This window comes from Streptomyces sp. NPDC058877 (assembly GCF_042742855.1).
Lineage (GTDB): Bacteria > Actinomycetota > Actinomycetes > Streptomycetales > Streptomycetaceae > Streptomyces.
Window position 1 is genome coordinate 1 of record NZ_JBHYMF010000023.1, and the last position, 12,703, is coordinate 12,703.

11 protein-coding genes are annotated in these 12,703 nt (G+C 68.3%); 4 read left to right on the plus strand and 7 right to left on the minus strand.

The genetic code is table 11. The features are described from left to right. Positions 1-90: 90 nt before the first annotated feature. On the minus strand, positions 91-1,572 hold the full coding sequence (gene dnaB / locus ACFW2Y_RS08085) for a replicative DNA helicase (protein ID WP_384875191.1): 1,482 nt from the start codon (positions 1,570-1,572) through the stop codon (positions 91-93). A gap of 424 nt (positions 1,573-1,996) precedes the next feature. Here dnaB and ACFW2Y_RS08090 point away from each other — a divergent pair, with 424 nt between their 5' ends. Further along, complete coding sequence (locus tag ACFW2Y_RS08090; RefSeq protein WP_384875194.1) at positions 1,997-3,334, plus strand: MATE family efflux transporter; 1,338 nt, start codon at positions 1,997-1,999, stop codon at positions 3,332-3,334. Between the two features lie 91 nt (positions 3,335-3,425). On the opposite strand, the gene rplI is transcribed toward ACFW2Y_RS08090, so the two are convergent. From rplI to rpsF, 4 genes are all read right to left on the minus strand, one after another. After that, positions 3,426-3,872, minus strand: coding sequence for a 50S ribosomal protein L9 (gene rplI / locus ACFW2Y_RS08095; protein WP_384875197.1), 447 nt, complete (start codon positions 3,870-3,872; stop codon positions 3,426-3,428). 18 nt (positions 3,873-3,890) lie between these two features. Beyond that, the gene (gene rpsR / locus ACFW2Y_RS08100; RefSeq protein ID WP_005315025.1) at positions 3,891-4,127 is read right to left on the minus strand and encodes a 30S ribosomal protein S18; all 237 of its coding nucleotides are present in this window, start codon (positions 4,125-4,127) and stop codon (positions 3,891-3,893) included. Positions 4,128-4,183: 56 nt separating this feature from the next. Next, positions 4,184-4,768 carry a single-stranded DNA-binding protein gene (locus tag ACFW2Y_RS08105; protein WP_384875200.1) on the minus strand — a complete coding sequence of 195 codons (585 nt, stop codon included), beginning with the start codon at positions 4,766-4,768 and terminating at the stop codon, positions 4,184-4,186. Between the two features lie 73 nt (positions 4,769-4,841). Next, positions 4,842-5,132, minus strand: a complete 291-nt coding sequence (rpsF, locus tag ACFW2Y_RS08110) for a 30S ribosomal protein S6 (protein ID WP_015034882.1) — start codon at positions 5,130-5,132, stop codon at positions 4,842-4,844. A 284-nt stretch (positions 5,133-5,416) separates the two neighbouring features. On the opposite strand from rpsF, the gene ACFW2Y_RS08115 reads away from it, so the two are divergent. From ACFW2Y_RS08115 to ACFW2Y_RS08125, 3 genes are all read left to right on the plus strand, one after another. Continuing rightward, the gene (locus ACFW2Y_RS08115; RefSeq protein WP_384875203.1) at positions 5,417-5,731 is read left to right on the plus strand and encodes a hypothetical protein; all 315 of its coding nucleotides are present in this window, start codon (positions 5,417-5,419) and stop codon (positions 5,729-5,731) included. Between the two features lie 240 nt (positions 5,732-5,971). Then, entirely contained in the window at positions 5,972-7,090 is a 1,119-nt protein-coding gene (locus tag ACFW2Y_RS08120; protein WP_384875206.1) for a lipid II:glycine glycyltransferase FemX, read from the plus strand. 70 nt (positions 7,091-7,160) lie between these two features. Next, positions 7,161-8,192: an alanine racemase gene (locus ACFW2Y_RS08125; RefSeq protein ID WP_384875208.1), complete on the plus strand. Its 1,032-nt coding sequence runs from the start codon at positions 7,161-7,163 to the stop codon at positions 8,190-8,192. A gap of 15 nt (positions 8,193-8,207) precedes the next feature. Here ACFW2Y_RS08125 and ACFW2Y_RS08130 read toward each other — a convergent pair whose 3' ends face one another. Together ACFW2Y_RS08130 and ACFW2Y_RS08135 are read right to left on the minus strand one after the other, a co-directional pair. After that, positions 8,208-9,770: a glycosyltransferase family 87 protein gene (locus ACFW2Y_RS08130; RefSeq protein ID WP_384875211.1), complete on the minus strand. Its 1,563-nt coding sequence runs from the start codon at positions 9,768-9,770 to the stop codon at positions 8,208-8,210. A gap of 124 nt (positions 9,771-9,894) precedes the next feature. Next, a complete protein-coding gene (locus tag ACFW2Y_RS08135) occupies positions 9,895-12,639 on the minus strand; it encodes a transglycosylase domain-containing protein (RefSeq protein WP_384875214.1) in 2,745 nt (914 codons plus the stop codon). Positions 12,640-12,703: the final 64 nt, after the last annotated feature.

Here is a 12,703-nt window from a genome sequence, read left to right on the forward strand (position 1 = left end):
CGTCATCCGTCAGAACCACGTCAACCGTCGGTCGACCCATGCGTGCCATGAGCCCAGCATACTTCTATAGCTCTTCTAAGACTCAGGACACTAGGTCTGAGCCATGTCCACGAAGCGGGAGTAGTGGCCCTGGAAGGCCACGGTGATCGTGGCCGTCGGGCCGTTACGGTGCTTGCCCACGATGATGTCGGCCTCACCGGCGCGCGGCGACTCCTTCTCGTAGGCGTCCTCGCGGTGCAGCAGGATCACCATGTCGGCGTCCTGCTCGATCGATCCGGACTCACGGAGGTCGGAAACCATCGGCTTCTTGTCGGTGCGCTGTTCGGGACCACGGTTCAGCTGGGAGAGCGCGATCACCGGCAGCTCCAGCTCCTTGGCGAGGAGCTTGAGGTTTCGCGACATGTCGGAGACCTCTTGCTGACGGCTCTCCTGCCGCTTGGAACCGCCGGACTGCATGAGCTGCAGGTAGTCGATGATGACGAGCTTGAGGCCGTTGCGCTGTTTGAGCCGACGGCACTTCGCCCGGATCTCCATCATCGACAGGTTCGGGGAATCGTCGATGTACAACGGAGCCTGGGAGACGTCAGGCATCCGGCGGGCGAGCCGTGTCCAGTCCTCGTCGGTCATCGTGCCGGAGCGCATGTGGTGGAGCGCGACCCGAGCCTCTGCCGAGAGCAGACGCATCGCGATCTCGTTGCGCCCCATTTCGAGGGAGAAGATGACGCTGGGCAGGTTGTGCTTGATGGAGGCCGCCCGCGCGAAGTCGAGCGCGAGGGTCGACTTACCCATGGCGGGACGAGCCGCAATGATGATCATCTGACCGGGGTGCAGCCCGTTGGTGAGCGAGTCGAGGTCGGTGAAGCCGGTGGGTACACCCGTCATCTCACCGCTGCGGGAGCCGATCGCCTCGATCTCGTCGAGCGCCCCCTCCATGATGTCGCCGAGGGGCAGGTAGTCCTCGGTGGTGCGCTGCTCGGTGACCGCGTAGATCTCCGCCTGGGCCGAGTTCACGATCTCGTCGACGTCGCCGTCGGCGGCGTAACCCATCTGCGTGATCTTGGTGCCGGCTTCCACCAAGCGGCGCAGGACGGCACGCTCGTGGACGATCTCCGCATAGTAAGAGGCGTTGGCGGCGGTCGGGACGGACTGGACCAGGGTGTGGAGGTAGGAGGCGCCGCCGACACGGGTGATCTCGCCACGCTTGGTGAGTTCGGCGCCGACCGTGATCGGATCGGCCGGCTCGCCCTTGGCGTAGAGGTCGAGGATCGCCGCATAGACGGTCTCGTGGGCCGGCTTGTAGAAGTCGTGCCCCTTGATGATCTCCACGACGTCGGCGATGGCGTCCTTGGAGAGCAGCATGCCGCCGAGGACGGACTGCTCGGCGTCGAGGTCTTGGGGGGGAACCCGCTCGAAGCCGGAGAGCCCCCCGTCCCAGGGGCCCTCGCCACCCCGCTCGTGCTGGTCGTCGCGGCCACGACCGCGGCCACGGCCTTCGCCTCGGGTACGGGTGGGCAAACGGTCACTCGGTCCGCCATCGGCCCAAGGGTCGTCCATGGTCTCGGGAACGCTCACCAAGCCACCTCCTCCCGTCCGCTCCGCGGACCTCGCCGTGCCACTCTTTCTTACGCCACGGCCTTGATCAAAGAGTGGCTTCGCGACCGGTTCTGGCGCGTCGGGCGCCGGACCACGGTAGGCCCGCGGAGGGCATCAGCCAATCTGGTTATCCACAGGCCCTGTGCATGAAGGGCCAGATGCTGTGGAGAACTCGCCAGAACCTGTGCACGGACCGGGGGACAGGCATGTGGACAAACTCATAGCACCCCTCACCTTATGCGCCTGACCTGCAACTTTCTCACGCACGGGCTGTGGGGGAGAAAAACTTCTGGAGCTCAATCAAGATCAGAACAAACGGCCCACACCCGAAGCCTCGCCCCATCCAAAAGTAAGGATCAGAAGTCAATTGCATCTATTACCTGTGGAAGATTAGATTGAGCTCATGACCCAGGCCCCCGCAACGACCAAGGCCGTCCGCCGACAGCACGACCGCGAGATCGTCTCCCTCGCCCTGCCCGCCTTCGGCGCCCTCGTCGCCGAACCCCTGTTCCTGATGGCCGACAGCGCCATCATCGGCCACCTCGGCACACCTCAACTTGCGGGACTCGCCATCGCCGCGGCGCTGCTCTCCACGGCCGTCAGCGTCTTCGTCTTCCTCGCCTACGCCACCACGGCCGCCGTCGCCCGACGGGTGGGTGCAGGTGATCTCCCGGCTGCCATCCGACAGGGCATGGATGGAGTCTGGCTCGCGCTGCTCCTCGGCGCGGCCGTCGTGGCACTGACCTTGCCCACGACGCCGTGGCTGGTCGATGCCTTCGGTGCCTCGCACACCGCTGCCCCGTACGCGGTCACCTACCTCAGGATCTCCAGTCTCGGCATCCCCGCCATGCTGGTGGTCCTGGCGGCCACCGGCGTTCTGAGGGGCCTCCAGGACACCCGCACCCCGCTGTACGTGGCAATCGCCGGCTTCGTGACCAACGGCGCGCTCAACCTGGTCCTCGTCTACGGGGCCGGGCTCGGCATCGCGGGCTCCGCCTGGGGCACGGTCATCGCCCAGTACGGCATGGCCACCGTCTACCTCATGGTGGTCGTCCGTGGCGCCCGACGCCATGGCGCCTCCCTGCGCCCCGACCCTGCCGGCATCCGCGCCTCCGCCCAGGCCGGCGCTCCGCTCCTGGTCCGTACGCTATCGCTCCGCGCGGTCCTGATGATCGCCACGGCAGTCGCCGCCCGGCTGGGGGACGCAGAGGTCGCCGCCCACCAGATCATCCTGTCCCTGTGGAGCCTGATGGCCTTCGCGCTCGACGCGATCGCCATCGCGGGGCAGGCCATCATCGGCCGCTACCTCGGCGCGGCCGACGCCGAGGGTGCACGGCAGGCGTGTCGCCGCATGGTCCAGTGGGGAGTGGTCTCCGGGGTGGTGCTCGGTGCACTCCTCGTGGTCACCCGTCCCCTGTTCGTCCCGCTCTTCACCAGCGACACCACCGTGCAGGACACCCTGCTCCCGGCGCTCCTCGTCGTCGCGCTCTCCCAGCCGATCTCCGGCGTGGTCTTCGTCCTCGACGGTGTCCTCATGGGCGGGGGAGACGGCCCCTACCTGGCCCGGGCCATGCTGTTCACCCTGGCCGTCTTCGCACCCGTTGCCCTACTGGTCCCGACGTTCGACGGTGGACTCACCGCACTCTGGTGGGCGATGACCCTGATGATGTCGGTACGCATGGGAACCCTCTTGCTCCGGACCCGTTCCGGCAACTGGATCGTCACGGGTGCCACCCGCTGACAAGGGAAGTTTCACGTGAAACGGCGGAAGGGCCGCACCCCGAGGGGTACGGCCCTTCCTCACTGCTGGGCGCAGACTGCCAAGGGCAGCGTTACGCGGCGACGACCTCGACGCCGAGCTTCGCGGCAACCTCGGGGTGCAGACGCACGGACACCTGGTGGGCACCCAGGGTCTTGATCGGCGAACCGAGCTCGACGCGACGCTTGTCGACGTCGGGGCCACCCGCGGTCTTGATCGCCGCGGCGATGTCGGCCGGGGTCACGGAGCCGAAGAGACGGCCGGCGTCGCCGGAGCGAACGGCCAGGCGCACCTTCGTGCCCTCGAGCCGAGCCTTGATCTCGTTGGCCTGCTCGATGGTCGCGATCTCGTGGATCTTGCGGGCGCGGCGGATCTGCGCCACGTCCTTCTCGCCACCCTTGGTCCAACGGAGCGCGAAACCACGCGGGACCAGGTAGTTGCGAGCGTAGCCGTCCTTGACGTCAACGACGTCGCCAGCGGCACCGAGGCCGGAGACCTCGTGGGTGAGGATGATCTTCATTTTTCGGTCACCCTTCCCTTATCGCGCGGTGGACGTGTAGGGCAGCAGCGCCATCTCACGGCTGTTCTTGACGGCCGTGGCGACGTCACGCTGGTGCTGCGTGCAGTTGCCGGTGACGCGGCGGGCACGGATCTTGCCGCGGTCGGAAATGAACTTCCGCAGCATGTTCGTGTCCTTGTAGTCCACGTACGCGGTCTTGTCCTTGCAGAACGCGCAGACCTTCTTCTTAGGCTTGCGCACAGGCGGCTTCGCCATGGTGTTTCTCCTGTGTGATCAAGAAGTGGGGTTACGAGCTGCTTCGAGGGCGTGCCCTAGAAGGGGGGCTCGTCCGAGTAGCCGCCGCCGGAGTTTCCACCCCAGCCGCCACCGCCGCCGCCCTGCTGCTGGCCGCCGCCGGAGGGACCGCCGGTCGCCCACGGGTCGTCGGCGGGAGCCCCGCCGCCACCCTGGGGACCGCCGGAGTTTCCACCCCAGCCGCCACCGCCGCCGGCCTGCTGCTGGCCGCCGCCGTACCCACCCTGGCCACCGCGGCCAGTGGTCTTGGTGACCTTGGCCGTGGCGTTCTTGAGGCTGGGGCCGACTTCCTCGACGTCCAGCTCGTAGACCGTGCGCTTGACGCCCTCACGGTCCTCGTAGGACCGCTGCTTCAGCCGGCCCTGCACGACGACGCGCATGCCTCGCTGGAGCGACTCGGCGACGTTCTCCGCCGCCTGACGCCAGACCGAGCAGGTGAGGAAGAGGCTCTCGCCGTCCTTCCACTCGTTGGTCTGACGGTCGAAGGTGCGGGGGGTGGACGCGATACGGAACTTCGCGACCGCCGCACCGGACGGGGTGAAGCGCAGCTCGGGGTCGTCGACAAGATTGCCGACGACCGTGATGACGGTCTCGCCTGCCATGGGGAACCTCTCGGCGGGTTTGCTTCTGGCTGCTTCGTTGCTACTCGAACCCGATGACCTCTGAGCTAGAAGCTCAGTGGGTCTCGGGGCGGAGGACCTTGGTCCGGAGGACCGACTCGTTCAGGTTGAGCTGGCGGTCGAGCTCCTTGACGACCGCAGGCTCGGCCTGCAGGTCGATGACCGAGTAGATGCCCTCGGGCTTCTTCTTGATCTCGTAGGCGAGACGACGACGGCCCCAGGTGTCGACCTTCTCGACCTTTCCGTTGCCCTCACGGACGACGGAGAGGAAGTTCTCGATCAGCGGGGAGACAGCGCGCTCCTCGAGATCGGGGTCGAGGATGACCATCACCTCGTAGTGACGCATGTGGAACCCACCTCCTTTGGACTCAGCGGCCACGGTCGTTCCGTGGCAGGAGGGTCGTGATGCGTGAGCGACGATATCGGCCCCCACTGACAATCCACCTCGACGGGCGAGGAGAGCTGTCGGGATCCCAGAAGGACCTGGGCAGACACCGGCGCAGCTGTACAGAGTACCCGCACACCGGCTTGCGGTTGAAATTCACCGGTGAGGGGACGCAATCTGTACACAACGGAAGTCGGCGGCGCTACGATGCGCCGCCTTCCGGCAGCTACGCCAGGAGGTGCCCCATGGCACAGGCAATGCGACCCGACCCCGGCCACTCCCTCTTCGCCACCGACGGCAAGCCCCATCCGATCCAGGACGCCCTGGTCGGCGTGACCCTGGTCCTGGGGACCCTCGCCTTCGTCAGTTCGTTCTTCCACAACCTCCACCTACTGAGTTCCTGGTCGGGGTTGATCGGCATCCTGACCGGCGCCTACGGACAGTTCATCTCCGTGACGACCCGCGAACGCTTCGCACTGATCGTCGGACTCGGCGCATCGGCGCTGGGCTTCTACCTCGGCATGGCCCACGGCGGGCTCTTCGGCGGCGTCGTCAGCTGAGCGAACATCGGCGACGGACACACCCGACGGATGCCCCCGGCGCCACTGGCGGATGCCCCGACGACACCGTCGGGCGACCCCGGCGACACCGCCCGATGACCCCGTCGGCGGCGCCGCCCCGTCCCGCGCGGCACGTCAGCGCGCACGCACCCATTCGGGGCGCTCCTCGGTCACAGTAGGCTTCGGCGCGAGAGCCGGACCCCTAACCGATGGGGACACACCTGCCGAGGAGCGCCCCGCATGAGCCTGACCCTGAGGACCATCAGCCGTGAGCAGCATCTGGCATTCATCCAGAGCCAGCCCGCCGCGAGCCACTGCCAGGTCCCGGCGTGGGCTGATGTGAAGACGGAGTGGCGCTCGGAGAACCTCGGCTGGTTCGACAAGGCCGGTGAGCTGGTCGGCGCCGGCCTGGTGCTCTACCGCCAGCTCCCGAAGATCAAGCGCTACCTGGCCTACCTGCCCGAGGGCCCGGTCATCAACTGGTACGCGCCCAACCTCGACGACTGGCTGCAGCCGATGCTGGCGCACCTGAAGCAGCAGGGTGCCTTCTCGGTGAAGATGGGCCCGCCGGTGGTGATCCGCCGTTGGGACGCCACCGCGATCAAGTCCGGCATCCAGAACCCCGACGTCAAGCGCCTCAAGGACGTCGAGGCCACCCACATCGAGCCGCGCGCCTTCGAGGTCGCGGACCGGCTGCGGAAGATGGGTTGGCAGCAGGGCGAGGACGGCGGCGCCGGCTTCGGCGACGTGCAGCCCCGTTACGTCTTCCAGGTCCCGCTGGCCAACCGCTCGCTCGACGACGTCCTCAAGGGCTTCAACCAGCTGTGGCGCCGCAACATCAAGAAGGCGGAGAAGGCCGGCGTCGAGGTCGTCCAGGGCGGCTACGAGGACCTGGCGGAGTGGCAGCGGCTGTACGAGATCACGGCCGTGCGCGACCACTTCCGGCCCCGCCCGCTCTCCTACTTCCAGCGCATGTGGACCGTCCTCAACAACGAGGACCCCAACCGCATGCGGCTCTACTTCGCGCGCCACAACGGGGTGAACCTCTCGGCCGCGACCATGCTCGTCGTCGGTGGGCACGTCTGGTACTCGTACGGGGCCTCCGACAACATCGGCCGTGAGGTCCGGCCGTCGAACGCGATGCAGTGGCGGATGCTCCGCGACGCCTACGCGATGGGCGCGACCGTCTACGACCTCCGGGGCATCTCGGACTCCCTCGACGAGACCGACCACCTCTTCGGGCTCATCCAGTTCAAGGTGGGCACGGGCGGCGAAGCCGTCGAGTACGTCGGCGAGTGGGACTTCCCGCTGAACAAGTTGCTCCACAAGGCGCTCGACATCTACATGTCGCGCCGTTGACGGTTCCGTAGGCTCGTAGTCTCGTACACACCTTTGACACCGCTGCCATCAGAAAGGTTCCGGGCCGGCCATGGCGCTCTCCCTCTACGTCGACACCGCTCGCTGGCGGGCGCACCAGAAGTCCGTCCTCGACCAGTTTCCGGGACTGATCCCGGTCTGCAAGGGAAACGGGTACGGCTTCGGGCACGAGAAGCTCGCTGACGAGACCGCCCGGCTCGGAGCCGACATGCTCGCGGTGGGCACCACCTACGAGGCAGCGAAGATCAAGGACTGGTTCGGCGGCGACCTGCTGGTCCTCACCCCCTTCCGTCGGGGTGAGGAGCCGGTGCCGCTGCCCGACCGGGTGATCCGCTCCGTGTCGTCCGTGGACGGCGTCCACGCCCTGGTGGGCGCCCGGGTCGTGATCGAGTGCATGAGCTCGATGAAGCGACACGGGGTGCGCGAGGAGGAGCTCCTGCAGCTGCACGCCGCCATAGAGGACGTGCGCCTGGAGGGCTTCGCGCTGCACCTGCCCCTGGACCGCCCGGACGGCACCGACGCGGTCGAGGAGGTCATCTCCTGGATGGATCGACTGCGGGCCGCCCGGCTGCCGCTGCACACCATGTTCGTCAGCCATCTGAGGGCGGAGGAACAGGCCCGGCTGCAGCAGCAGTTCCCGCAGACCCGCTTCCGGGCCCGGATCGGCACCCGGCTGTGGCTGGGCGACCACGAGGCCACGGAGTACCGGGGTTCGGTGCTCGACGTGACCCGGGTCTCCAAGGGCGACCGGTTCGGCTACCGCCAGCAGAAGGCCGCCTCCGACGGCTGGCTCGTGGTGGTCGCCGGCGGCACTTCGCACGGTGTGGGCCTGGAGGCTCCGAAGGCGATGCACGGCGTCATGCCGCGCGCCAAGGGCGTGGCCCGGGCGGGTCTGGCGACGGTCAACCGAAACCTTTCGCCGTTCGTCTGGGGCGGGAAGCAGCGCTGGTTCGCCGAGCCGCCGCACATGCAGGTGTCGATCCTCTTCGTGCCGGCCGACGCCGAAGAGCCCCGGGTGGGCGACGAACTCGTGGCGCACCTGCGCCACACCACGACGCAGTACGACCGGCTCGTCGAACGCTGAGCCGGCCGGATCCGCTCACCCCCGGGAGCGCTGCTCCCCGGGGGTGGCCGACGGCCCGCCCGGCTCCCCGGGTGCGCCCCACGGGTGGTCGGGGACGTCCGGGACGCCCCAGCTCACCCGTGGGCCCTCCATCTCCGCCGGAGCGGCGTGCCGGGCCTGCCGGGCCGCCCCGCCCGCCACGAAGACGTCCTCGGCGCCGTCCAGGACGCCCCCCGAAGGGTCGTCCGCGCCGTCCTGTCGGACCGGGTCCTTCTCCGGCGCGAGGACGTCGCGCACGACCATCGCGCACAGGTAGAGCGTGCCGAGCAGGTGGAGCACGATCGCGAACTGGTAGCCCTCCACCGGCAGGCCCTGCTTGTTGCCGCCCGTGGTGAACGCCAGGTACATCCAGATGCCGAGGAAGTACGTGACCTCGCAGGCCTGCCAGATCAGGAAGTCGCGCCAGCGGGGGCGGGCGAGCACGGCCAGGGGGACCAGCCAGAGGACGTACTGCGGCGAGTAGACCTTGTTGGTCAGCACGAGGGCGGCGACGACCAGGAAGGCCAACTGGGCGAAGCGGGGCCTGCGGGGGGCGGTGAAGGCCAGGAAGGCGAGCCCGACCACCGCGACCGCCAGCAGCAGCAGCGCGTACAGGTTGGCCCGGCCTGGCGGGATCGCGTCTCCCGTCCGTTGGCTGACCAACAGCCAGATCGAACCGAAATCGACGTTCCGGTCCCGGCTGAAGAGGTAGAACTGCTTCCAGCCCTCCGGCGCGAGCAGCATCACCGGCAGGTTCACGACCAGCCAGGCACCCGCGAAGCCGAGCAGCGCGGTCCCGTACGCCCGCCACTTGCCGGCCCGCCAGCAGAGCAGCAGCAGCGGGCAGAGGAGCAGTATCGGGTAGAACTTGGCGGCGGTCGCCAGACCGAGCAGGACGCCGAAGGCCAGCGGCCGGCTCCGTGACCACATGAGGACGGCGGCGGCGGTCAGCGCGACGGCCAGCAGGTCCCAGTTGATCGTGGCGGTGAGCGCCACCGCGGGCGCCAGGGCGACCAGGAGGCCGTCCCAGGGACGCAGCCGGTGCGTCCGGGTCACGCAGACCGCGAGGACGGCGGCACAGACCATCAGCAGGCCGGCGTTGACCAGCCAGTACGCCTGCTCCCGCTGCGTCAGGTCACCGCCACCCGGGGTCAGCCAGGACGCGACCTCCATGAAGAGGCCGGTCAGGACCGGGTACTCCAGGAACGGTATGTCGCCGCCCAACCGGTCGAAGTACGGGACCAGGCCGTCCGCGAAGCCCCGCCCGGCGAAGAGGTGGGGGATGTCCGAGTAGCAGGCGTGGGTGTACTGGGAGGTGGCGCCCCGGAACCAGGCCCAGTCGTAGCAGGGCAGCTTCTGGACCATGCCGAGGGCGTACATGCCGAGGGCCACCAGCGCGATCACCCGCACCGGCGTCAGCTGTCCGGTGTTCCGCGCCGCCCGACGGCCGTAGGGGCCACCGATCAGCTCGCTGCCCGCGGCGGCCACCTCGTCCCGGTGGGTGGGAACGACCGTCTGCGCGCGGTCTCGCGGTGCGCTCGACTTCTGGAGGCTCGGCATGGGGGACATCCTGCCGTACGACCCCGGGAAAACGGCGAGGGCCGCCGCGGTCGTTCCGTACGGAAGGTACGGGACGGCCGCGACGGCCCTCGATGGATGCCCGGTCAGGCGCCGGACTGCGGGATCAGGGCGTCCCGCCCCCGGGTCTGCCGTTGCCGTTGCCGCCGGAGCTGTCCGTCGGCGAGTCCGTCGGCGTCGGCGAGTCCGTCGGCGTCGGATCCGTGGGAGTGGGCTCACCGGTGTTCCCACCGGGGTCGCCGGGGTTGTTGCAGTTGAAGTCCCAGACGCTACAGGTCGTCTTGCCGGGCTTCGGCGTCTTGGTCTGTCCCGGAGGAGTGGTCGTCGGGCTGGCCGACTCGGTGGGCGTCGGGCTGGCCGACTCGGTGGGCGTCGGCGAGTCCGTCGGCGTCGGCGTCGGGCTCTCCGCGCCACCGCCGAAGATCGCCTTGGCGCCCTCCAGCTTCTCCGGCTCGGGGAAGTCGACCTTCGGCATGCCCTTGACCGCGTCCAGCATGTACTCGCGCCAGATCCGCGAGGGGAACGACGAACCGTGGATCGTGGGCTGGTCGCCCGTGCCGTACATCGACTCGAACGTGCGGTCCGGCTTCGTCTCGTCGTCGTCGAAGCGGTACATGTCGATCGCGGTCGCCAGCTGGGCCGTGTAGCCCACGAACCAGGCCGACATGTTGTCGTCGGTCGTACCGGTCTTGCCGGCCACGTCACGGCCGGGGAGCCGTGCCTTGCGGCCGGTGCCCCGGTCGTCCGCGACGACACTCCGCAGCACGTCGGTGATGTTGTTGGCGACCGCCGGGCTGAAGGCCCTCTTGGGCTCGGCCTTGTGCTTGTTGACGACGGAGCCGTTCCGCACCACCTTCTCGACGGAGTAGGGGTCGTTCTGCTCGCCCTGGTTGGCGAAGGTCGCGTACGCGCCGGCCATGCGGATGGCGCTCGGGCTGGAGACACCGAGGGAGAAGGAGGGGAAGTCGCCCTTGACCAGGGAGTCCTCGCGGACGCCGGCCTTGATGGCCGCGTTGCGCACCTTGTCGATGCCGACGTCCATGCCGAGTTGCACATACGGCGAGTTGGCGGACTTCATCATGGCGTAGCGCAGCGAGATGTCGCCGTAGCTGGCGTCCTCGTCGTTGCTCTGGCGCCACTCGTTGCCCTTGTCGTCGAGCCAGATGTCCCCGTTGTACTTGCGGACCGCCAGGTCGTCCTTGCCGTTGTAGAGGCTCTTGTCCGGGTCGAGGATCGTGCGCTCGGACGCGTCCTGCTGCGGACCGAGCTCCGGGTCCCGCACGCCGTCCGTCATCGCGGCGGCGAGCACGAAGGGCTTGAAGGTCGATCCGACCTGGGCACCGGTGTTGTCGGCGTTGCTGCGGAAGTGCTTGGTGGCGTCGACGCCGCCGTAGATGGCGACGATCTTCCCGGTCGCCGTGTCGACGGACGCGCCGCCGAACTGGACGTGCGAGTCCTCCTTGGGACGCTTCTTCGGGTCGATGTTCTCCTTGATGACGTTCTTGATCACCTGCTCCATCTTGTCCACCTTCGACTTCTCGAAGGTGGTGTGGATCTCGTAGCCGCCGCGCTCGAGCTCGGCCTCGCTGATGTCGAACTCGTTCTTCATGTTGAGGTTGGCGGTGCTCACCAGGTAGCCGATCTGGCCGCTCAGGTTGGCACTCTTCTTGATCTTCTGCACCTTGGGGAGGGCGGTGTACTTCGCCCGCTCCTCGGCCGAGATGTGCCCGTCCCTCTGCATCTCGTCGAGGATCCACTTCCACCGCTTGGTGAGGCGCTCGGTGTTCGCCTGCGCGGTGGCACTGGGGTCGACGTCCGGATAGCCGGCCGGGTCGTAGTAGGTCGCGCCCTTCAGCACCGCGGCGAGCACCGCCGACTCGCTGGGGTTGAGCTCCTCCACGTCCTTGTTGAAGTACGCGCGGGCCGCCGCCTGGATGCCGTACGCGCCACGTCCGTAGTACGAGGTGTTCAGGTAACCGGCCATGACTTCTTGCTTGGTGACCTCGTTGCCGACCTTCATGGAGATGAAGAGTTCCTTCACCTTCCGGGTGACGGTCTGCGACTGGTCGTCCAGGCGGTTGTTCTTCACGTACTGCTGGGTGATGGTCGAACCGCCCTGGGTCTGACCGCCCATGGCCATGTTCCACACGGCACGGCCGATGCCCATGGGGTCGACCCCGGAGTCCTCCCAGAAGGTCTTGTTCTCCGCCGAGATCACCGCGTCCTGCATGGGCTTCGGGATCTGCTCGAACTTGACGATCTGGCGGTTGGTGCCGCTGCCCGTCGCGACCATCCGGGACCCGTCGGCCCAGTAGTAGATGTTGTTCTGCGAGGTCGCGGTCTCGGCCTCGTTGGGGACGTCCACCCGCGAGTACGCGAACGCGGCGGCGCCCATCACCGAAGCGCAGAAGAAGAGGAAGGTGCCCGTCACGAGCTTCCACGACGGCATCCAGCGACGCCAGCCGTACTTGTTGTGACGCGGGTAGTCGATGATCCGCTTCTTGCCCGGGGGCCTGCCGCCGGAGCCCCGCCCGGGACCACCACTGCCGCGTCCACCGCCGCCACCGCCACCACCACGGCGACCTCCGCCGGTCCCACCGGGGCCGGAGTCGGCGCCTCTCCGCCGGCTGCCGCGCTGGGCGGCCCGACGGGCCTCGGCACGCCCCCCGTAGGGGCGCTGCTCCTCTCCGTAGGAAGAGGGCGGTCCGTACGAGGCCGAGGGGGCCTCCACACCGACGTCATGGGCCGGGGCCGGCATGCGGCCCATCGGCTGTTGGGCAGCGCGCCGTGCCGCCGCGCGACCGCCCGTCGGCGGCTGCTGCGGCGGCATTTTGCGACGATGCTCGCTCATCGAACGACTACTCCTCGGGCAGGCGTGTACGCCTGGAAGCGGCAGTTGAGTTCCGGTCCCCCCG

Excerpts from the sequence above, each read along its gene's own strand:
- ACFW2Y_RS08115 (WP_384875203.1), top strand. The coding sequence starts at position 5,417 with ATGGCACAGGCAATGCGACCCGACCCCGGCCACTCCCTCTTCGCCACC.
- rpsF (WP_015034882.1), bottom strand. The coding sequence starts at position 5,132 with ATGCGTCACTACGAGGTGATGGTCATCCTCGACCCCGATCTCGAGGAG.
- ACFW2Y_RS08105 (WP_384875200.1), bottom strand. The coding sequence starts at position 4,768 with ATGGCAGGCGAGACCGTCATCACGGTCGTCGGCAATCTTGTCGACGAC.
- ACFW2Y_RS08125 (WP_384875208.1), top strand. The coding sequence starts at position 7,161 with ATGGCGCTCTCCCTCTACGTCGACACCGCTCGCTGGCGGGCGCACCAG.
- ACFW2Y_RS08090 (WP_384875194.1), top strand. The coding sequence starts at position 1,997 with ATGACCCAGGCCCCCGCAACGACCAAGGCCGTCCGCCGACAGCACGAC.
- ACFW2Y_RS08135 (WP_384875214.1), bottom strand. The coding sequence starts at position 12,639 with ATGAGCGAGCATCGTCGCAAAATGCCGCCGCAGCAGCCGCCGACGGGC.
- rplI (WP_384875197.1), bottom strand. The coding sequence starts at position 3,872 with ATGAAGATCATCCTCACCCACGAGGTCTCCGGCCTCGGTGCCGCTGGC.
- ACFW2Y_RS08130 (WP_384875211.1), bottom strand. The coding sequence starts at position 9,770 with ATGCCGAGCCTCCAGAAGTCGAGCGCACCGCGAGACCGCGCGCAGACG.
- ACFW2Y_RS08120 (WP_384875206.1), top strand. The coding sequence starts at position 5,972 with ATGAGCCTGACCCTGAGGACCATCAGCCGTGAGCAGCATCTGGCATTC.
- rpsR (WP_005315025.1), bottom strand. The coding sequence starts at position 4,127 with ATGGCGAAGCCGCCTGTGCGCAAGCCTAAGAAGAAGGTCTGCGCGTTC.